22 protein-coding genes and 2 pseudogenes are annotated in these 18,766 nt (G+C 50.9%); 2 read left to right on the forward strand and 22 right to left on the reverse strand.

Annotated features, from left to right (window positions below; all coding sequences use genetic code 11):
• From B5Y67_RS00005 to B5Y67_RS00030, 6 genes and pseudogenes are all read right to left on the reverse strand, one after another.
• Positions 1-409, reverse strand: a pseudogene (locus B5Y67_RS00005) (hypothetical protein); the annotation flags it as partial.
• A 6-nt stretch (positions 410-415) separates the two neighbouring features.
• Complete coding sequence (locus B5Y67_RS00010) at positions 416-913, reverse strand: gamma-glutamylcyclotransferase family protein (protein ID WP_088224587.1); 498 nt, start codon at positions 911-913, stop codon at positions 416-418.
• Positions 914-931: 18 nt separating this feature from the next.
• Positions 932-1,984, reverse strand: coding sequence for an amidoligase family protein (locus B5Y67_RS00015; protein ID WP_088224588.1), 1,053 nt, complete (start codon positions 1,982-1,984; stop codon positions 932-934).
• Positions 1,985-2,003: 19 nt separating this feature from the next.
• Positions 2,004-3,836 (reverse strand): DUF87 domain-containing protein, encoded by a 1,833-nt coding sequence (locus B5Y67_RS00020; protein ID WP_088224589.1) that lies wholly within the window; start codon positions 3,834-3,836, stop codon positions 2,004-2,006.
• A 171-nt stretch (positions 3,837-4,007) separates the two neighbouring features.
• Positions 4,008-4,643 (reverse strand): Fic family protein, encoded by a 636-nt coding sequence (locus tag B5Y67_RS00025; RefSeq protein WP_034378340.1) that lies wholly within the window; start codon positions 4,641-4,643, stop codon positions 4,008-4,010.
• A complete protein-coding gene (locus B5Y67_RS00030) occupies positions 4,627-4,818 on the reverse strand; it encodes a hypothetical protein (protein WP_088224590.1) in 192 nt (63 codons plus the stop codon). The genes B5Y67_RS00025 and B5Y67_RS00030 overlap by 17 nt, the downstream gene beginning before the upstream one ends.
• Positions 4,819-5,210: 392 nt before the next feature.
• On the opposite strand from B5Y67_RS00030, the gene B5Y67_RS00035 reads away from it, so the two are divergent.
• Complete coding sequence (locus tag B5Y67_RS00035; protein ID WP_088224591.1) at positions 5,211-5,876, forward strand: hypothetical protein; 666 nt, start codon at positions 5,211-5,213, stop codon at positions 5,874-5,876.
• A gap of 2 nt (positions 5,877-5,878) precedes the next feature.
• On the opposite strand, the gene B5Y67_RS00040 is transcribed toward B5Y67_RS00035, so the two are convergent.
• The 6 genes from B5Y67_RS00040 to B5Y67_RS00065 form a co-directional block, all read right to left on the reverse strand.
• Entirely contained in the window at positions 5,879-6,469 is a 591-nt protein-coding gene (locus tag B5Y67_RS00040) for a hypothetical protein (protein WP_088224592.1), read from the reverse strand.
• The gene (locus B5Y67_RS00045; protein ID WP_075366798.1) at positions 6,466-6,732 is read right to left on the reverse strand and encodes a hypothetical protein; all 267 of its coding nucleotides are present in this window, start codon (positions 6,730-6,732) and stop codon (positions 6,466-6,468) included. The genes B5Y67_RS00040 and B5Y67_RS00045 overlap by 4 nt, the downstream gene beginning before the upstream one ends.
• Positions 6,708-8,525, reverse strand: coding sequence for a DNA cytosine methyltransferase (locus tag B5Y67_RS00050; protein ID WP_075366799.1), 1,818 nt, complete (start codon positions 8,523-8,525; stop codon positions 6,708-6,710). Before B5Y67_RS00050 ends, B5Y67_RS00045 begins: the two co-directional genes overlap by 25 nt.
• Complete coding sequence (locus B5Y67_RS00055) at positions 8,522-8,932, reverse strand: DUF4406 domain-containing protein (protein ID WP_075366800.1); 411 nt, start codon at positions 8,930-8,932, stop codon at positions 8,522-8,524. The genes B5Y67_RS00050 and B5Y67_RS00055 overlap by 4 nt, the downstream gene beginning before the upstream one ends.
• Entirely contained in the window at positions 8,929-9,834 is a 906-nt protein-coding gene (locus tag B5Y67_RS00060) for a conjugal transfer protein TrbL family protein (protein ID WP_075366801.1), read from the reverse strand. The genes B5Y67_RS00055 and B5Y67_RS00060 overlap by 4 nt, the downstream gene beginning before the upstream one ends.
• Positions 9,835-9,907: 73 nt before the next feature.
• Positions 9,908-10,360, reverse strand: a complete 453-nt coding sequence (locus B5Y67_RS00065; RefSeq protein ID WP_075366802.1) for a hypothetical protein — start codon at positions 10,358-10,360, stop codon at positions 9,908-9,910.
• A gap of 161 nt (positions 10,361-10,521) precedes the next feature.
• Between B5Y67_RS00065 and B5Y67_RS00070 the strand changes: the two genes are divergently transcribed.
• Positions 10,522-10,977 (forward strand): GyrI-like domain-containing protein, encoded by a 456-nt coding sequence (locus B5Y67_RS00070; protein ID WP_075366803.1) that lies wholly within the window; start codon positions 10,522-10,524, stop codon positions 10,975-10,977.
• Positions 10,978-11,007: 30 nt separating this feature from the next.
• Here B5Y67_RS00070 and B5Y67_RS00075 read toward each other — a convergent pair whose 3' ends face one another.
• The 10 genes and pseudogenes from B5Y67_RS00075 to B5Y67_RS00120 form a co-directional block, all read right to left on the reverse strand.
• Complete coding sequence (locus tag B5Y67_RS00075; protein ID WP_075366804.1) at positions 11,008-11,349, reverse strand: DUF3852 domain-containing protein; 342 nt, start codon at positions 11,347-11,349, stop codon at positions 11,008-11,010.
• Between the two features lie 92 nt (positions 11,350-11,441).
• The gene (locus B5Y67_RS00080) at positions 11,442-13,136 is read right to left on the reverse strand and encodes a hypothetical protein (RefSeq protein ID WP_075366805.1); all 1,695 of its coding nucleotides are present in this window, start codon (positions 13,134-13,136) and stop codon (positions 11,442-11,444) included.
• A gap of 69 nt (positions 13,137-13,205) precedes the next feature.
• Positions 13,206-13,745, reverse strand: coding sequence for a DUF6550 family protein (locus B5Y67_RS00085; protein ID WP_075366806.1), 540 nt, complete (start codon positions 13,743-13,745; stop codon positions 13,206-13,208).
• A gap of 96 nt (positions 13,746-13,841) precedes the next feature.
• Positions 13,842-14,393, reverse strand: a complete 552-nt coding sequence (locus B5Y67_RS00090) for a hypothetical protein (RefSeq protein ID WP_075366807.1) — start codon at positions 14,391-14,393, stop codon at positions 13,842-13,844.
• Positions 14,390-14,785: a DUF4320 family protein gene (locus B5Y67_RS00095; protein ID WP_075366808.1), complete on the reverse strand. Its 396-nt coding sequence runs from the start codon at positions 14,783-14,785 to the stop codon at positions 14,390-14,392. Before B5Y67_RS00095 ends, B5Y67_RS00090 begins: the two co-directional genes overlap by 4 nt.
• Positions 14,779-15,153, reverse strand: coding sequence for a DUF3848 domain-containing protein (locus tag B5Y67_RS00100; protein WP_075366809.1), 375 nt, complete (start codon positions 15,151-15,153; stop codon positions 14,779-14,781). The genes B5Y67_RS00095 and B5Y67_RS00100 overlap by 7 nt, the downstream gene beginning before the upstream one ends.
• 11 nt (positions 15,154-15,164) lie before the next feature.
• Positions 15,165-16,034 (reverse strand): secretion protein F, encoded by an 870-nt coding sequence (locus B5Y67_RS00105; protein ID WP_088224593.1) that lies wholly within the window; start codon positions 16,032-16,034, stop codon positions 15,165-15,167.
• An 8-nt stretch (positions 16,035-16,042) separates the two neighbouring features.
• Positions 16,043-16,972: a hypothetical protein gene (locus B5Y67_RS00110; protein ID WP_088224594.1), complete on the reverse strand. Its 930-nt coding sequence runs from the start codon at positions 16,970-16,972 to the stop codon at positions 16,043-16,045.
• On the reverse strand, positions 16,972-18,396 hold the full coding sequence (locus tag B5Y67_RS00115) for a CpaF/VirB11 family protein (protein ID WP_088224595.1): 1,425 nt from the start codon (positions 18,394-18,396) through the stop codon (positions 16,972-16,974). Before B5Y67_RS00115 ends, B5Y67_RS00110 begins: the two co-directional genes overlap by 1 nt.
• Positions 18,393-18,766, reverse strand: a pseudogene (locus B5Y67_RS00120) (ParA family protein); the annotation flags it as partial. The pseudogene B5Y67_RS00120 and the gene B5Y67_RS00115, both read right to left, overlap by 4 nt.

Below are 18,766 nucleotides of genomic sequence, written 5' to 3' on the forward strand. Positions count from 1 at the left end.
CGAAGGCGCGGGCTTCTGTCCTTGACAGGGACAGATTTTCAGCGCCGAAATTCAGAGAATAAAAAATGGACTTGATGCGGATGTTATCCAAAGCGCCTCCTTCCATCCGGGTTTCAGCCTCGGATATAGCTTCGTCCAGAACAGCAAAGCAATTACTCATGTCGCTGATGTGCGAAGCGTACTCGGCAGGCATGGCCGCTGGAATACTGCCGCCGTTAAAGGACAGATCGATGGCAGCTTTGTTGTGATCAGAGCCTCCTGAGAGAATACTCATGATCATTACGACAATCAGAATGATGGGAGTCAGGATGGAAGCTATGACCACTCCGATTGCCTTCCATGTCCGTTTATCGGCTGCAGCAGCGATGGCTGCCCTAACCGTAAGGGTAATGGCTGCGGGATCTGCCATGGAGCATCACCACCATTTCGGGCTGAACAGCGTGTCCTGCTCCGGTTCCTGCTGCTCCTGTGCCAGACGGATGGATTTTTCCACAGCCTGTTCTAAAAGTTCAGTATTAAAGCCCGCCGATTGGTAGCCCTCCATGATGGTGTTGAGGTAATAATCCGAAGGCGAGCCGAAGGGATGACCATCGTTCATGATGTATACCATGGCCGAAACAGTCTTGCCTCTGAACTCGACATCGAATATCTCCTTGCGGTAGAAGGACGGATGTCCCTCATAGCAGTCGAGAGCCAGAAGGTCATTTTCCTTCAGCATCCACAGAAGAACAGGGACGCTGGAGCCCTTGAGCGGTTCCACAGTTGCGACGGAGCTTCTCCGTCCGCCTCGGAACAGCAGCTCGTAATCCTTGATCTCACTGGCACCGACCACCTTTGCGGTCGGGCAGCGGAATGCCATCTGCGGCAAATTGAGATTGCTGCCATAGGCGATATACAGGGTTTCAGATTTCATTTTGTTCGTTCCTCCTTGCTACATTGACATAGAAAGGCCGGGGTATATGCTCTGCTCCCCGGCCTGTTCCTGTTCGTTTTCAGTTGTCTGCTCCTGCTGCGGCGTTGCCGATTGTGCCGCTTCGGCCAGCTCCTTTTCTTTCTTCTGTCGTAACCGTTCTTTTTGCTGAAGAGCCTGCGCCGGGTCTTTCCAGGCGATACAGCCGTCCAGATGCTCCAGAAGATGAAGCCGGGCGGTTTTGAATTCATCCCCTATAAGCCCAAGCCGTAGAAGCCAAGTTCGGAAGGTATACTTCTCATTGGTGCTGCGGGTTTTCTGTCGGCTGGCGCACCGCTGGTTAAGAGCTTGTGTGGATATAGCGAGGCAGAGCTGAATGTATGCCTTGATCTTCCCGGCATGAGTGGTGGAATTAAAGAGCCGGAACTCTATGGTGCCCTTCTGGAACACACTGTGAAGGTTGAGGCAATGATACCGGCTATTGTGGTAATGCTCACGGCGGCCGTCGCTGCCGTGATACCAGATGCGGCTGACCTCGTCCAGCGTCCGGGGCTTTTTAAGGTTGAGCTCTTCCAGGAAGCTCTGCTCAACCTTCTTGCAGTACTGACGTTCCCTCGCCACCTCAACCTGCATAGCCTTGTAGACGAGATCCTCCTTGGAGGCCATAATGTTGGTGATGTTTCGCAGAGTGTTGGCGTTGTGCGGCGAGGCGTCCAGGTGAATGTGTATGCCGCAGCTTTTATTTGCAATCATTCCGGCCTGCCGAAGCTTGCGAACAAGCTCCTGTATGGTTTCGATATCCTCATAGCGGCAGATGGGACTGACCAGCTCCACGCTGTAGGTGTTATCTGCCGAAACGATCTGCCGTCCTTCCTTTCTTTCTGTAGTTATGCTGCCGTCGCTCATGACCTTCCAGCGGCGGCTCTGGCTGTCCAGCACTGAATATTCTCCGTAGTAGCCGCCGTCAAAGCTGGCAGGCCGTCCGAAATATTCCGACAGCACGCGTGCGGCGCGCTGACGGGACAGTCCTGTCATTTCGATCTCAATTCCGAAGCGCTGCTCTTTCATGTCCATGCTTCATCACCCACTTCCATCATCGTCCACCTGCCTTTCCAAAGAGCTTTGCCTTGTGTTCCGGAGCATGAACCATGAGGTTATATCGCTCGTTTCCGCATTTATACAGGCATACACCACGCTGGGGATACCGGATCAGGTTGTATTCCGATTCTTCCAGCTGGAGCGTATCCATATAGAACCGCTTATCGATGTTCCCTGCGTTGAACAGAAAAGCGTGGGCAGGGATGGAAAACAGCGGCTTGGTATACTCCCGGATGCCGTCGATATTGAAGTCCTCAAGGTTCTGACTGGAGAGAATCACTGCTGAATCCTTTTTGCGGACGCGCTTCATGAAGTTCCTGACGTATTCCACAGCAGTCAGGTTGGAAAGGAACAGATAGAACTCGTCAATGCTGGCAGCCGTATTGCCGGTAGTGAGAAGCTCGTTGCTCATGTAGGACAGCACGTTGAACAGCAGGGCGTTCCTCAGATTTTTGCTGGCTTGCAGAAGCCCCTTGACCCCGAAAGTTACAAACTCGCTGGTTTTGATATTGGTGTGCCCGTTAAAAAATTTGGACTCCGCACCCTTACACAGGGAATGGAGTCCAAGACAGATTTCCCGCAGCGTATCCGCTGTATAGAGTTGGCGTTTGCTCTCGTCAAATTCCTTGTATTCCAACTCGATCAGCTCGTACAGGTCAGACAGGATCGGGTAATCTGCGGACTTTAAGCGGTCAAAATTACTGTAATCTGTGATGCCCCATTTGTTGTAAAGCTTGCCCAGCATAATCTCAATAGTGTCGATCTGGCGGTCATCAAAATCCTTATAGGCGCGGAAAAAGTCTTTCAAGAAACTGATATGCTGGCTGAGTTTGGATGTCTGCCGGAATGCCTGGGGTGCTCCCGTATCTTTGGGATCGCCGGTTTCGTCCCAGGTCTTGGGTTCCAGAACATTGATGATGAATTCGCCGGTCATCAGGTCAATGAAGCAACCACCGAGGTTGTTTGTGAGATCCTCGAACTCCATTTCCGGATCGAGGCAGATCACCTTCATGCCGGATTCCCGCAGGTTGGTCAGAATGAGCTTTAGCAGATAGCTCTTGCCCTGACCGGAATTGCCGAGGATAAGGATGTTGGCGTTGGTCTTGTCATCGGCGCGCCGGTTAAAATCCACGAGGATGTTGCTGCCGAATTTATCCCTGCCCAGGCAGAAGCCATTGGGATCTGTTTTGCCGCTGTAGTTAAAGGGATAAAGATTAGCGGCCGAGCTGGCGGGCAGCACCCGTTCAAACTGATCGCCGAACACGTTCCAGCCGGAGGGCATTACCGACAGGAAGCCCTGCTGCTGGCGGAGCAGGAGATGGTCGACATTCAGTTTGCTTCGGATCAGCTCAGTCAGTACCTCGGTCTGCAGAAGCTTGAGCTGGTCAGGGTCATGGGCGGACAGCTCAATATATACGACTGCGTGGAGCAGCGGCTCCTTGTTTCTGTGCATGTTTGCCACTATACCCGCAACATCCTGAAGGTTGCTTTCGGCAGTGACGGTTTGCTGAAGGTCGTTGGTGTTGTTCCTGTTCAGACGGTTCTTATTGGCGGCGTTGCTGATAATCTTCCTCTCTTCCACCGCTGTGACGTGACGGGTATAGATGTGCAGGGTAATGCCGTCCTTTTCACCCAGGTGGCGCAAAATCGCCTGTTCTTCCGTGGCTGTCGGGTACTCGCGAAGCGCCCATACGCAGCGGTATGTGTTGCCGCAAATAAAATAGTCCGTGAAAAACCTAATCATGGACGGAGAAATCATATCTAGGAATTCCTGGATGCGCACATCATCCCGTGCAGTCTCTAGTGCACCGGATCTTCTTTGGACCATTGAATTCACTTCCTTCTGCTTGAATTTGGATATGAAAAAAGCCGCTTGCTCTATGGATACAATTAGCAAACGGCTCTTATATCGGTAAAATATAAAAAGGGAATATTCGCAAAATGAATACTCCCCCGCTTATTTATGAAACTTGCCTTTTTCTGAGTTGTGTATTCGAATTTATCCCATGAAAGTTTGCGTCATGTTGTTTCCCTGCAGCGGTTGGGTTATCGCAGTGAAAATCTCGTCCATTTTCGTATAATCGCACAGAAATGAAGCGGCGCTTGCTTCAATCATTTGCTTGTCGGTCACCTGGGAAAAGTCTACACCATAACCCGCGTTTTCGGCCAGATATTCAATAAAGAGTCTTTGCGCCCTGCCATTTCCTTCTCTGAAAGGGTGAAGGGCATTAATTTCACTGAGGTAATGCGACAAGCGGAGCGGGATTTTATCTTGGGAGGTATCTTTCAAATAATCCTCCCTTTTCAGCTTGTTGAAAAGCGAACCGGCATTGGATTCTATAAACTCAAAGCTGCAAAACATATTGCCTTTGGCAATGTTTACCCATCTTATTTCGCCTGCCCATTCGTAGATATCACCGAAGATATACTTGTGAACCCTTTTTAGATGTAGCAGGTCAAAATCGCCTTTTATAACGCTTATTTTGGCATTGGCAATCCGTAAAGAGGTTATTTCTCTTTCGGCAATGCGAAGCTTTTCCTCATCCTTAATGCCCAGCTTGTTGATAAGCACCTTGGAATGAGGGTAACAATATCTCTGATCCCACTCGTAGCTATAATCATAATTGCTGTTCATGGGTTTGATCCATGACAGCCGTGTGCTTTTTGATGAGTTCGGCTATCGTTTTTTCAACCAGTTCTTCATTCCCCGCGCAATGTCTGATTCTGTCTTTATCGGTCTGTGTTAGCGGCATGCCTTCCATTGACATTGAGCCGTTAACCTCATCAATTAGTTTTTCGAGATCTCTCATTTCAACACCCGCCTTGTATATATATTATACTATATTTTCACTCAAAATTCGAATAGCTGATAGTTTCAACTGAAAGGCCGGCTGAGAATCGTCTTGACTTTTCTTCCTTACAGAGGTGTAATACACGTCAACGGGATTTCTCTGACAACAAAATACATCATGGCAGGCTGAAATGCGGGAACATCTCAGCCCTGCGTAAGGTGATAAGAGCACCCTGCACAACCGTAAAACGGCACCATGACAAAAACATTTTACACTTTTTGTCATGGCTGTACAAGTATGAAACACCTATCGCGTGCAAGGGAATCCGGACGGGACCGTCCGCACCTTTGCATGCGTTTTTTGTCTTTCGGGAAATCCCCGGCCAAATATAGAAAGGTCGGGATAAAACGATGAATGTTTTTGAAAACAGCGGACAAATACTGGGGTTTGAGGCCCTTGGAACCACAAAATGCTCCCTCCAGCGAGTCTTTGAGCTGGCAAATGAAATCCGGGGGAGGCTGGGTCTCCGGAAGGACTTGTTGGACAGCTACCTGTCCCTTATTTTTGAAACAGCCAACTGTACCCTAGCCTATGATTCTACCAATGATGGATTCGAGGCCGGCTCATGGCTGCGAAGGCTTTGTTTTGATGTCTTAGAAGGCAAAAAAGCATGTAAGGATCATCTATTTTATGACGTGGCGGCAAAGGAATTCGAGGAACACTCTTATATTTATGACGATATGCATACCGTTGCCAGTTTACATTATATCTCCTTATCCGAACCCTATTTAAAGCAAGCTGTCCTTGATTACTGGCACCAGCAGGAACAGAATCTTTCCAAAATTAAGAGTCTTTCAAAGCTGAATGATCACTACAATAAAATTGTCCATCTAATTGGGGAAGGTCCAATGGAACAACTAAATCAAGCGATCATAGAACAGTTTTTTATTGTTCCAATCATCCCAGGGTACCTACAGGGCTTTACCAATGACTTGTTATTTTGTCTCAACCACAAGGATGAAAAAACCAACAAGCGGGTCTTTCAGCTGTGGATGGATCATCTTTCCAGCAGATAAATTTAATCGTTCAGGACAATCCACCGTTCCCCGTCAAAATCCTCGAATTGTTCGGTGGTAACATTTTGCTCGAAATAGACGGCAAGGATGCGCTTGATGTCCTCTTTATCCGCTCTTATTACTGAAAAGCCCTGCTCGCGCAGGGTCTTTTCAATGCGGTTCAAATATGGGAATACTTCGCTTTCCTTCTCGGTCCGAAGCCGGATGACAACAAGGAATTCCCGTGCCGTTGCCATCTGTACCTGTATCCGGTCAAGATGAGTCAGGTCATTTTCCAGCAGCCTGCGCACAGCGGGATTGTTCTCGTGTTCCAGCCGGTTTTTCAGGAACTGCTTGTTGTCCTCAAAGTTTTCACGGCTGTTCAGACATAGGAATTCCAGCTCCGCCATTCCCTTGAGGACGGTCATCAGAGCATAGATCCTCGCCGATACGCTGTCCTCAGACAGGACTGAAATGTTGGTAGGCTTGATCAGAAAATACACAAGCTCGTCGCCTCTATAGGTCAGAAGGCTGTATTCTGTGACGCCCTTTGTATTGATGAGCTGGCGGGTGAATTGCTTTTGCCTGCCAGCCTTTTTTTCTTTCCTGTTCATTGCTTTCCGTACCCCCATTCGTAGGTCTGCTGCTTTATAAAGAAGAAGGCACAGGCATATTTAATAAAGTCCAGGATGCTGGTATCCTCAAATCGGATGGTCAAGAAAGCATAGAGGGCCGTGATAACGATAGGCGGGAGAAGCTTAAGCTGCGCAAGCGCAAACACAGAGAGCAAAAGACCGACGCCGATGGCACCGATATCCCTGAGCTGCCACAGCCACAGCACCGCCTTGGATTTCAGGTTGTCGGGGTAGATATACATTCGGATTCCTCCTGTTCTTCATAGAATTTTCGCAAAAAAAATGCGATCCCCCGGAGCACATGCTCCACACAGGGGATCGCCACGCTGTTGCCAAGGGCTTTATATCTTGCACTGTCCGAGGCACCGGGGATGTCTGTCCAGTAGTCAGGGAAGCCCTGCAATCTTTCACATTCCAACGGAGTTAAGCGTCGGATGAGCTTCCCGATACGGACAGGATGCACATTATTCAGAGAGTATCCTCCGTCCGTCCTAGACTGGAGCGTTCCGCTCAGATCACCGTTTTCAGTACCGTTGCGGCAGTCCAGACCAGCGACGTCCGGTTGGCAAATAAGATCAGTCGAGTCCTTATATTGCCGAGCGCTCTGGGTGCTGACCACATCATTGTGAACATATTCGTCGCTTCGCTGCTGGGAGAATACACAATGCCTGTCAGCGGTATTTAATGTATAGCTTATATCCGGCTGGAAACCCATGCCGTTGCCGCCGTTATGATCCTGCCGGTCGATGATGTTTCCGGCAATGCAATAGGTTTCCGCATACGCCGGTTCGTCACTTTCATCGTCAGACATTATTGAGTTCTGTGTAATAAGCGGCACATTATTGCCGCCTGTTCCGTACCGAGCTGACATGGTCGGCGCTACGTCATGAGGACCTGTATAGCGTGAGTCAATGCCATGATTCTCGTACAGCTCCGGCACATTGCCCAAGACGAGAGGAGGGTGACCGTCCATCTGCGCGCGAAGCGTACCGGTAATATTGTGACTTACATTCATTATGCTGCCGCCCTGATCGTTTAGGCACAGCACGGAAGGTACCATGTTGGAGCCGCTATCCGACGAGTTCAGGGTCGGAGTGCATTCCTCCTGACAGCCTATTCCTCCGGCCTTTTCACCCTGACCGGCTGAGAAGCCTGCGGCGATGAAGGTCTGCTGCTTCATGCCCGGCTGAGCTTGAATTGCTCCGGACACATCGTGCAAATCCCGCACCTCATCCCGCTGGTTGCAGGCAAAGGCGATAGGACCGCCGTCTGCTTCTACACAGACTTTACTCCCGCCTGGATCTCCAGCGCCTGCTTCAGCACAGGGGGAAGCTCCTTTCCGCGCTTCATCGCCCGGCGCAGTATCCCCAAACAGGCTGTCTTGCTTAAATAGTATTTGGGGTGCGGTGTGTCCTCCAAAATCTGCGACAAGATAGATTCTTTTGCGCCTTTGTGGGACGGACCAGTATTGAGCGTCGTATACTCGCCAAGCAAGTGAGAATTGATCGCCCAATATGGCCCCAGCAGACTTCCATATCCTTCCCGGAGGTCGAGGTACAGATACGGTACTGTCAGCAATTCTGCAGGTTTCCTCAAGCACCGCCCGGAAGTCCTCTCCGTCTGCGGAGGAGAAAGCTCCGGGGACATTCTCCCAGACCATATATCTGGGTCTAAGTCGAACAGGGTCAGCTGTTCGTTTGGTTCTTGCGTCATGCTCTCTCAACTCCTTTATAACACGGATCTGCTCCATGAACAGGCCGGATCGCTCTCCCTGAAGCCCGGCGCGTTTACCCGCTACCGATAAATCCTGACATGGAGAACCCCCGCAGACCACGTCCACGGGAGTAAGCTCAGTGCCCTTCAACTTTGTAATGTCGCCTACATGAAGCATTTCAGAAAACCGTAATTTCGTAACCTCAATGGGAAACGGCTCGATCTCGCTGGCCCATGCAGGGGTGAAGCCCTGCCGGACGCCTGCCAGCGGGAAACCGCCGATCCCGTCAAACAGGCTTCCGAGGGTTAGCGATGAGGTCACAGCTGCAGCTTCAAGCCGTGGGAAGGCGCTTCTTCCGGCTTGATTTTTCTTTCTATAGGATAATCGGACAATACCTTCATACAGCGCCACTCTTGTATCTGTTCTGTTGACAGGCTTCTGACAGGGATGCCCAGTCGCTCGGCTTCTGCGATTTCACTGCTCATGCCTAGGCTTATGCGCTCTCCGCAGATCCAGAGCTCATCGCAGGAGGTCAGTACCCGCAGTCCCATCCGGATGCCGATCTCACGCTGGGCTGGTACAGCGTCGTCCAGAAGCTGCGGGTATAACAGGTGAACTGCGACAGGCGCACAACCATGCTCTGCGGCATAGAGGGAAGCAGCTCTGGCAAACCGAACATTGTTTTCGATATTCCCGGCATAGGGGGAGCAGATATATACCAGCTTCATTTCGCAGCCACCGCCTTTACCACGGTTCTCGTCATGTTGACGGCGGTCTGCGCAGTATAAGCGGCGCTCATCAGATTGCCTTTTGTGCTGGTATCTAGTCCAAACGCTCCGGAGATTCTCGGCACCTCACCGGCAGACAGCATCAAGCCCAGCCCCAGCAGGGCATGATCCTTGACCACCATGAGCCCCGCGATGAGGATGGTGGACTGCAGGAAGGCTGTCAGGCACAGGCCGACAATCTGCTTGCACCAGCTGACGAAGCCGTCAAGATACCCGCGCGGGACGGAAAACATATACAGGCTGCCTACAGCAATCTGGATGAGCAAAATGCCGCCGCGCTTTAAGTTTGCGAAAAAGACTTTGATCACCGCGTATCCCATGAGGATGAGAATGAAGATCAGCATAATGGGACTGGTGATCACTCCCATGCCGCCGAACACCCCTGCATTAGTAGCGTTTTCAAGATTTCCCGCGGCACTCAGCTGATTGATGATGTTGGCGGCGACAGTGTCGATACCCGTTCCCAGACCAGTGATTCCCGCCGTGAGACTGCTCTGCAGGGAGATGGAGAGTTTGTAAAGCTCTATCGGCACCGTGGAAAATAGTCCGACAGCCATAAAGCCCTTGATGGCGTTTATGGCGGCGTCCTTGATGCTTCCCCTCCCGCTTTGGTACTCAATGCCGCATTCGAAGGCCGAAACCACCAGTCCGGTTCCATAGAGGGCCCAAGCCAGATAAACAAAAAACAGGACGATAGACTTTACCCAGTTCATATCAAACAGGTCTGCGCCCATATTTCCCATGGCCGCGAAAAAGTTGCCGAGGAAGCCGATGATCTGGCCGTAGATCCAGTCAACGATCTGACCGAGAACCTTGTCGGCGACAAAATCCCATATAAACATGGGTTGTCACCTCCTTTCCGGATAAAAAATTAGGGAGCCTGTCATCCCACAGACTCCCGGAAAATTGCCATATTTACATACCTTGCATTGTCATTCCCTTTTCGTTATGGCCGGACTGCTCCATATCCAGCTTTGGTTCTCGGAATACGTCTAAGTAATCATTAAGAGCCCCGGAGATCTGATCGTAATCCGCTTTTGTCGGCTTGTAGACATACCATCCGATTTTGTCCCCATACTTCCATATATACGGGGCGATACCATCCCTGAAGTTTTGGTTGCTGACCATTTTCTTGCCGAGCAGGTCGGTGAATCGAAGCGTGAGGGCATCCACCGGGCCGTCGTTACGGTTTATTACGGTTGCTTTGATTGCCTCGTAATGGTCAGCCATGCCCAGCGTGACGAACTCAATCCTGACACGGAGATCGTCGGTGAGCTTGCCGAAGAAAGCCCTTCCGACGAACCTTTTATCAGTGATATTAGTGACATTTCCGAACAGCCTACGCAGCTCCTGTTCAAAGTAATTCATTTTCTTACCTCCTACATAGGTTTATCAGTCAATACTTGCATAATGGCAATCTGCTTAACTGGTAATAACATACAATTTTTTAAATTTAAGTTGCATTTCATTTTAAAGCATCGTACTGTGAAAAATGACGGTCACAATATAACGAAAGAGAGGAAAATGTAATGATTATAAACGTAGAGAACATATCCCCCAGCCGTATAGCTTACATTCGGCAAACTGGCTCTTATGGTTTGGGAAACATCCAGGCTATGGAACATTTGAAACACTGGGCGAAAACCAATGATCTGATGAACAATAAAACGGTGATTTTGGGCATCGCCCACGACGACCCACAGATCATGCCTCCCGAAAACTGTCGATATGATGTTTGCATACTCCTGCCTGAAGGTTACCTTATAGAAAACGCAGACGTGCAGCTAGGTGACATTGCCGGAGGGAAGTATGCGGTTTGTATTGTTAAGCATACAACTGAGGCTATAAAACAGGCTTGGGCAGAAATTTTTCAAAAGCTTTCTGCAGACAACTATCTGCCTGATCCTACACGGCCGATTTTGGAACGCTATGCGGCTCCACTAATAGAACAACACCTTTGCGAAATCTGCGTTCCAATTAATTAACTATACGCTTGGTGGTTTTTGGCTCTTCTTCTACATCCCTAGAATCTGCCAGATATATAACGGGGCGGTCAGGGTGAACACAAGACAAGCGAACAAGATTGCCGGAGCTGCCCATTCAAACTGTCCGTGCTTCCGGTAGTCGAAATAGGCCGTACCGAGCTTGGCAAAGAAAAACACCGCCAGTATCAGGTCGATTGCTGGAAATACCACCTTATTCACCACGGTCTTGATCTGCTGGGAGGCGTCGTTCCAGGTGTTTTGGATTGCTCCGGCCACGTCGCCTGTGGGCGTTGTGGCATAAGCAGTCGTACATAGAACGAAGCCCAGCAGCAGGACCACAAGGAAAACAGGCAGGATTCTTTTGAGTTTCATGAGGTTAACCACCTTTCTGATTTTAATTTTTTTGCATTAAAAAGACCGCAAAGCGTTTCATTTCCCTGCGGTCCTGTATCTTTTTTCTGTTGTTATGGCTTTACCGGTGCGATGTGCCAGTCATCCCAAAGGCTTCCCCGGATAGTCACCGAGTCGGTGAGGTTCATGGAAAGCATACCGGCCGGAGTCCAGCAGTCAGTGAGCCAGGTATAAGGCGTATAGCTAATGTCTGGGAACCATATGGGCGTGAAATGCGTCCGGCGCTTGTAGGTCGAGTATTTATTAGACTTAAACTCGAATTTTGAGCTGTATCCGGCCTGTGTTCGTTCCAGCAGCCGCCAGTAGGTTTCGTACCGGAATTCGGGGAAATATGTCACGGCTGTCTGCGCGTCGGTCACTGCCGAGGATTGATTAGTGCTGACATTTGCGGTAACGGTCTGATTGATGCCGTATCCGCTTTTCATAGTTTTCCCGGATGCTGTGGGGTCTTTGGCATCGGGAACGACATTCATGGCAGCCGATAGAGTTGCGGAATAAGAGAGCCAGTCGAACTCCCACCAGCCTTCGTCTACCCAATAACCGGTATCTTCACCCGTAGAAATCCATACCCAATTGGAATGCCACCACGGTCGCCACACACCCCAGAAAGCTGAGGTTTTCTGAGCTTTGTTAGTCACAGCGGATGCAGAGTAGGAGTCATTCCGGTCATCAGCTACCGGATTCGGTGGATCATTTCCGGAGAGATCCACAATCTTTGCAATGATAGTTCCCTGGCTTGCAGAGCCGCCGCCCGACACCGAAACATGAATGGTCATAAGCTGCGGAGTCGCAGGCGTCCGCCAACGAACCCACACTAGCTGGCTGTCTCCCTCCGGATAATATACTCCGTTAACGGTATAGGTCTGACCGCCGATTGTAAACCTCACTGTGACTGGATGATCCGGATCTGACTGACCGCCGCGAACAGTAACTGATGTGATGACTTCAGTATTGACCCGATACTCATAATCAGCTGCAGTAACCTCCGGTGGCTCCGGCTCCGCTTCATTAAAGCGCACGATGCCCAGGCCAAGGGAGGAAATGATGTCCTCATCCGACGCGGCGGTGGTTGCAGAGCCGCCCCACGCCGGGTAGCCAAGGTCCGGCGTTTCCAGGAACATCGCCAGCGGCAGGTTCTTATGACTGAGCGTTGCCATCTGGCTCCGCAGTCCGCCGTTCAGCTGACGGTCAAAAAGCGCTGCTTCGGTAGCTGTCATGGCGTAATTGATTCCTCCAAAGGTCATATATGCAATGGGTTCAAGGAGTAGACGGTATTGACCGTTTGTCAGAACATTAAAATCCATGCCTGTGAGGTTTGCGATGCTACGAATGACTTGCTCGTCGGTGAAATAGCTTTTGATTGCGGCAATATTAGCGTTGCCACCTGACGTACCTATGATTTTGGGCAGGGGTTGGGATGGATTAATATAATCGTATGCATTCGTGTCCGGTGAAAGAGCACGTCCTCCGATATATGAGATTTTACATACCTTTTTAAAGTTAACGGAAATCGTGGGATATTTGTTTGTAAGGTCAATCGGTGTAGTCACAACCGCATGGTCGCTTACCCGGATGACCGTCACTCTCACGCCTTCATCACCGGGATTCCAGTAATCTGTGTTTGTACCGTTGCCCATTCCTCCGCCGCCGTTATCTATGTTACCCTCGCCCTCGGCACGGGCTGCAACAGGTTGAAGCAGAGAAAGCAACAGCACAAGTAAAAGAAAAATGCTGAGTGTCCGTTTCATGAAAACCTCCTTGCAACGCAAAGAACACAGCATCTCTGCTGTGTTCTTCACCCTTACTTATTAAGTTTTTCAGTCCATTTTCCCGATCTTGTTGCCGTTTTCGTACATATCACCGGCAGTTGTTCCCGAACCTCCGCCGCCGTTATCGTCGATCCAGCCGAAACCGGGGACATAGATTTTACCGTTCTTCTTATCTCCGGATTTCGGCGTTGAAGACGACGCATTGCTCTCCGGCTTTTTACCTTTGTCTACCTTCTCTCCGTCCGGAGTTTTGGATGGGTCGGTCAATACCTCCTGCGGCAGTTTTGTGGGCTTTGTGACCTCCGCCTGTATGCTCTGCTCCGTACCCGTGGAGTTGCCGGTATCAGTGGACTGAACGGAAGCCGCTGCCGGGTCGATGGGCTGGGCGTTCACCTCCGGAGCCTTGCTGGGCTCCACGGGCGGAATGCTGGGGCTGACAGCGTCCGATACCGTGGAAGAGGGCTGGACGGTTACGTCTTTAGGCGCTTCTGTTCTAAACTGCGAGGCTATCGCTATGACAAGGACGACGCACACCACGCCGAGTCCGGCGACGGTGAGGCGCTTTTTCATTTTTTCTGTCAGTTTCATTTCAGGATACCTCCTTTGTGTTAAAGGTTGATATGTCTTTTCAATGACACACCATACTACAGAAATTTCCGGAAGTCTATGGCCAATCCTAAAACGTTAAAATATCGGTATATATTTTGCCTTTACCCTGAGATTGATCACCATGGGCGGCAGGCTTTTCCCGCCAAAGGATACCGGAACCTCCAGCTTTATGGCTGCATCGGCCTGCAAGCCCTTTGAATTATCGGGACTCGCGGGGGCCAGGGGCATGTTGTCAAGGTCTACGGAGAGGCCGGACAGCCGGAATTCCATGTCATCCCCAGCATCTTTCACATGATAGCCGTTTTCCTGACGGAGCCCCAGCAGGTGATCCAGTCTGCCGTATATATCGCCATAATCCAGGCTTTCTTGAAAGTTTGAGGCACTTGGCTGATAGGCTCCGCTATAGCCTTCCCGCTCGCCATGATACACGTTGTCATAATTGTCGTTGATTGTCGAGATAACTGCAGACTGCACAGCATCCCGGACACCCTGGGCTACAATCATCAGCCGGATGGACTCGGTAACGCCGCAGAAAACAATCACGAGTGCGAGGGTGACGGCAACGACAAGCGGAAAGGACGTGCCTCTTTTGCTTTTCAGTATATCATAAATTCTGCCAAATCTCATTTCCAGTACACCTCGCTCTTGCCGCTGGCCTCGGCCTTCAGGGTGACGGGAAAGCTCCCGAAGCCTCCGAACAGGCCAATATCCGCCTGCGTGGTGACAGTCACGGTGAATTCCTGGTTCAGCTGGAGCCTTCCGGTTTTCGACCATGAAATATTCGGGGCAAGTCCTGTCTGTTCAGTGAGAACCTGTGCCCGCAGGGTGGTTTCGCTGCCGACGCGCCCGGCAATCTCTGCCTCACGGCAGAGTTCCGAAGCGTAGGTATCCAGCTTGTTTTTTGTTACGAACACCGGAAGTACGCTCACTGCCAAGGCGATGACCAGCATCACGCACAGCACCAGCACCGCCACGTCGATATACCCCTCGCCGCGTTTACTTCTTAGCAGCTTCAGCACATCCCCACCCCCTGTCCAGGTGAGATATAGGCTTCATCCGGCTCGTAGTCCTGTTCGGCGTCCTGCTTATCGGCAATAGACCAAAGCGCATGAGTTATGTCATCATCATGCACCATTTCAGAGCCGTTTTCCTCAATCCATTTATCCCGCACCACCTCCAGCGGATTCTTGAAGCGAAGCAGGTATTCCAGATAATCCATACTGTACCCGCCATCCTTCAGTTCGCTGTACACCAGTTTAGTGGCGGCAATTTCCTCCGCTTGTTCAATAAGCTGAAGCGGCTTCAGCTTTAACCACTTCCGCATAAGGGAGATATAGTTTGCCTCAAGCTTTTCCCAAAGCTCCGCTTTAATATCTTTATGATCCATATCGCACCTCCTTAAAACATCCCGCCAAGGGAACTAAGTATCTCCATGGCGATAATGACGAGATAGGTCAAGAGAAAGCACATCAGCATGATAAACGAGAACACCCTGATCTTCGACGGGATCTTCTGCGCTTGTCCTTTCAGCCGTTGGAGTTCCAATGCCTTAAAATCATGTGCCAGCATCTGAAAATACACAGCGCTGTCATCGCCGCGCAGGACGCTGATGAGCCCCCTGACCACATCGGAGAGCATGGGTGAATTGAGCCTTGCCTCAAACCGGGTCAGCGCTGCCTCATAGCTGGATGAGCGCATGTCGGCCGTCAGAACATCCAGCTCATGGGCAAAGGCGGGACCGGCATTTTTCTTATAGTTCTCCATCATTGCCAGTACGTCACGGCTGGCCTTCAAGGTCTGCTCAATGGTAGAAACAAACCTCGGAAGCTCGCCTTCGATCTGCTCCCGCTTTTCCTTGAGCTGCTCGTCGGCCTTCCGAATTTCCTTGAAGTATGTGAGGACAGCAAGGATAATCAGCACCGGCGAGAGCAGAGGAAGAAGAAACAGGCAGGGAATCGCACCCAGCAGAATAGCTCCGGCTTTTGTGATGGCATAGGCCGAATAAACCTCCGGCGTCATGCTTAAGCCAGCCGCCTTCAGGACGTTTGCCATGCGGCTGTGCTTGTATTCGTCCATCCGGATATACCTTGAGAGCTTGACTGCCCCGGACATGAGCCAGGCTTCCACGCTTTTGGCGGTTTTTTTGTTCTTCCTACCCGCATTCAGCATGGCCTTGGCTGTGTCCATTGTAGGCAGCTTCAGGATGCTTGCCAGAATGAAATACAGCCCTGCGGCAAGGAGGACTCCTGTAAAAAACAGTTGTGTCATTCTTTCTATCACCTCCTGTACTCGATGGGCTTGGTCAGCCTGATTACAAACGCAGTGGAGACAAAAATCGCGGCGGCGCAGACTGCCAGAATGATCTGCCCCGCCGCCGTATGCATCAGGGTATGATACCAGTCCTTGTTGAGAAAATACATGATTGGCACGTTGCCGACCACCAGCAGGGCCATGATGATGAATTCCTTGCGCGGCTCAAACACCAGGTATTCCAGTTCGGCATTCACAATACGCATGTCTGAGAGCTTGCTGACAATAGGAGTCAGCGTGGTCTTAAGACTGCGGTCATGCTGGCATGCGGCTATGGCATCGCACCATTCTTGGAACACCTCATTATCTATTTTTGGCTTCATGATGTGGAGCGCCTTGTCCAGATCGGGGTCAATAAGCTTCACCTGCGTCAGAAATCCGGCAAATACGCTTTGTACAGGAGGATTGAGGTATTGAATGCTTTCCTCCGCCGCCGTCAGGATATCCTCGCTTCTCAGATAAGCCGTAGTGATGATAGACAGAGCAGTTTCCAGCTCTGCGGCGATGTTCTTTTTGTAATGCGTGGCTGTCAGCCTGATGTACCAAAAGGGAATAAACATCATGCCAACCGCCGTCACGGGCACAAGGAATATATTGCCTATCAGGATGGCAAGGCAGGCGCCTGCTCCAAAAAATATCAGCGAAGCAGCGCAGATCATGGAGAAGCGTGAGTCTCGTCCGGTAATGGCAAGAATCTCCTGCACCTCGGTGATCTCACGGCGGAGGAAGGATGGCTTTTTACGCCGGGCAGCTTCGTTGATCTCAGCCTTGATGCTTCTGTTTCTACGGGTCAGAAAGCCGAACAGCTCGTTGGTAAATTCCAGCGGGGAAATTCCGAGGAAAAGAAAAGCGCCTGTGATGAAACCGGCACAGGCAACTAAAAGGATTGTCATCATCAGGCAGCACCTCCCGCCGCGAGGAATTGTTTCAGGGTGTCCTGCGGCATCCCGTTTTCCAGAAAACGCTTCTGCAGGCTTGGCGAGATCGCCTGAACTGCGCTGTGGCAGCCGTTGATAATGAATTTTCCGTTCTCCACGCGGTTCTCTGTGATCTGAAACTGGAACAGGCTGCGAAAGCTTCGTGTTCCGTCCGGCAGGATCTCGCATTCCATAATCTCCATCAACCTCCGCTGCTTGTTCTCCAACTGCTTGGAAAACACTACGATGGGGAATGCTTCTGTCACCAGATCCATAAGCGTGTTGTCCGCCATGTCATATTTCCTTTTGCACAAAGTGACCATTCGGCGCCATGTAGCCTCGCAGCTGTTAGAGTGGATGGTAGTCAGCACCGTGTGACCGGTTCTGGCTGACTCTTGGGCGGCATAGGCCTCCGGTCCGCGCATCTCGCCTACGCAGATGATTTCAGGATTAAAGCGCAGAGCCATGTCCAGCAGGATGTCCTGATCGATGTTCTGCTTCTCGTTTTCACTCATGCGGGTCAGGGTATGGATGACGCTGTTACATACCCTTCCGTCCTTCCGGCGCACCAATGCCAGCTCACGGGAGCCGTTCTCAATGGTGAATATCCTTTTATTGTCCGGTATGGTTGTCAGAAGCCATCCCGCCAGCGTTGTCTTTCCGGAGCTGGTGGCTCCTGCCACACAGACGGAGATGCCGTATCTGAGGCATTCTGCCAGAAAGTCCAGCATCGGTCCGGCAGCGGTACCGCCCCGGATGAAATCCTCTTTTTTCATGGATTGGGGATTTACGATACGGATTGAAGCGGATACTCCCGCATCCTCGTCAACCAGAGGGGTTTTCAGCACAGCGATACGGATGTTTTTGGAGAGGTGACCCAAAATAGCTGGGCTGGCGTTGTCCAGCACCATGCCGGATACATGGAGCATACGCCGCACCACATTTATGGCGTGTTCGGGACTGTCAAAGTGTTCGTCCAGCTTTTTAGTAATCCCGCTGCTGTACTGTACCTCGATATCGTTCCAGGCATTGACGTCAATTTCCTCAATACCGGCGCCGAAAATATACTTTGTCAGGAACGAAAACTCCGCCATCTCGGTATACAGGGCGTCCACCAGCTGCTCCTGTGACATGCCCGCAACTGCAATGCGGTAATCCTGAACATATTTGGTAATATACCTCTTAATCTGGACCTTGACTTCCTCCGTGCCTCCATCGGTGATCAGCACGGCATATTTACTTGAGATGTACTCCTGCACCTCATGAAGCACCGGTCCGAATTCCCTGGCCGCCCCATCGGAAGAAAAAAACAGGCCTTGATTGCCTGTCATGGTGATGGTCTGCTGTTTTTCTCCTGTGAGCGGCGGGATATTTTCTGCCTGGTTATGGTTCTTTTTACTCATACGCCGAACACCTCCTTTGCAAGTCTGGCGATCTCCTTGCGAAAGCCTCTGCTGTCCTTGAGCGTCAGCTCTCCCAGCAGGTTCCCCGCAAGAGCCAGATTCTCCACCTCGTCCGAATGGGGAAGCTTAAAAGCGACGCTTCCCAAGACCTGCTCAATATGCTCTCCGGCTTGATTGGGCTTGATGTTGGAAGCCGCCTTATACTGCTTGTCAGTATCCCATTTCTGATCCTTCAGGAGCGGTAGCTGCGACGAAAGGTAGCTGACAGATTTCAGGTCGCAGTTGACCAGCCGGAGAACAGAATCAGCCTCCAGCAGCGAAACCGCCGACAGGATATCGTGGGCGATGGCGCTTCCGCAGTCGATAATGA

It is taken from the genome of Desulfosporosinus sp. FKB (genome assembly GCF_002196705.1).
Lineage (GTDB): Bacteria > Bacillota > Desulfitobacteriia > Desulfitobacteriales > Desulfitobacteriaceae > Desulfosporosinus.

Coding starts and splice junctions, on each gene's coding strand:
- B5Y67_RS00030 (WP_088224590.1), bottom strand. CDS start 4,818: ATGAGAGATCTCGAAAAACTAATTGATGAGGTTAACGGCTCAATGTCA.
- B5Y67_RS00070 (WP_075366803.1), top strand. CDS start 10,522: ATGATTATAAACGTAGAGAACATATCCCCCAGCCGTATAGCTTACATT.
- B5Y67_RS00085 (WP_075366806.1), bottom strand. CDS start 13,745: ATGAAACTGACAGAAAAAATGAAAAAGCGCCTCACCGTCGCCGGACTC.
- B5Y67_RS00020 (WP_088224589.1), bottom strand. CDS start 3,836: ATGGTCCAAAGAAGATCCGGTGCACTAGAGACTGCACGGGATGATGTG.
- B5Y67_RS00090 (WP_075366807.1), bottom strand. CDS start 14,393: ATGAGATTTGGCAGAATTTATGATATACTGAAAAGCAAAAGAGGCACG.
- B5Y67_RS00110 (WP_088224594.1), bottom strand. CDS start 16,972: ATGATGACAATCCTTTTAGTTGCCTGTGCCGGTTTCATCACAGGCGCT.
- B5Y67_RS00075 (WP_075366804.1), bottom strand. CDS start 11,349: ATGAAACTCAAAAGAATCCTGCCTGTTTTCCTTGTGGTCCTGCTGCTG.
- B5Y67_RS00060 (WP_075366801.1), bottom strand. CDS start 9,834: ATGTTTATATGGGATTTTGTCGCCGACAAGGTTCTCGGTCAGATCGTT.
- B5Y67_RS00010 (WP_088224587.1), bottom strand. CDS start 913: ATGAAATCTGAAACCCTGTATATCGCCTATGGCAGCAATCTCAATTTG.
- B5Y67_RS00015 (WP_088224588.1), bottom strand. CDS start 1,984: ATGGACATGAAAGAGCAGCGCTTCGGAATTGAGATCGAAATGACAGGA.
- B5Y67_RS00065 (WP_075366802.1), bottom strand. CDS start 10,360: ATGAATTACTTTGAACAGGAGCTGCGTAGGCTGTTCGGAAATGTCACT.
- B5Y67_RS00115 (WP_088224595.1), bottom strand. CDS start 18,396: ATGAGTAAAAAGAACCATAACCAGGCAGAAAATATCCCGCCGCTCACA.
- B5Y67_RS00105 (WP_088224593.1), bottom strand. CDS start 16,034: ATGACACAACTGTTTTTTACAGGAGTCCTCCTTGCCGCAGGGCTGTAT.
- B5Y67_RS00045 (WP_075366798.1), bottom strand. CDS start 6,732: ATGTATATCTACCCCGACAACCTGAAATCCAAGGCGGTGCTGTGGCTG.
- B5Y67_RS00040 (WP_088224592.1), bottom strand. CDS start 6,469: ATGAACAGGAAAGAAAAAAAGGCTGGCAGGCAAAAGCAATTCACCCGC.
- B5Y67_RS00080 (WP_075366805.1), bottom strand. CDS start 13,136: ATGAAACGGACACTCAGCATTTTTCTTTTACTTGTGCTGTTGCTTTCT.
- B5Y67_RS00035 (WP_088224591.1), top strand. CDS start 5,211: ATGAATGTTTTTGAAAACAGCGGACAAATACTGGGGTTTGAGGCCCTT.
- B5Y67_RS00025 (WP_034378340.1), bottom strand. CDS start 4,643: ATGAACAGCAATTATGATTATAGCTACGAGTGGGATCAGAGATATTGT.
- B5Y67_RS00055 (WP_075366800.1), bottom strand. CDS start 8,932: ATGAAGCTGGTATATATCTGCTCCCCCTATGCCGGGAATATCGAAAAC.
- B5Y67_RS00100 (WP_075366809.1), bottom strand. CDS start 15,153: ATGGATCATAAAGATATTAAAGCGGAGCTTTGGGAAAAGCTTGAGGCA.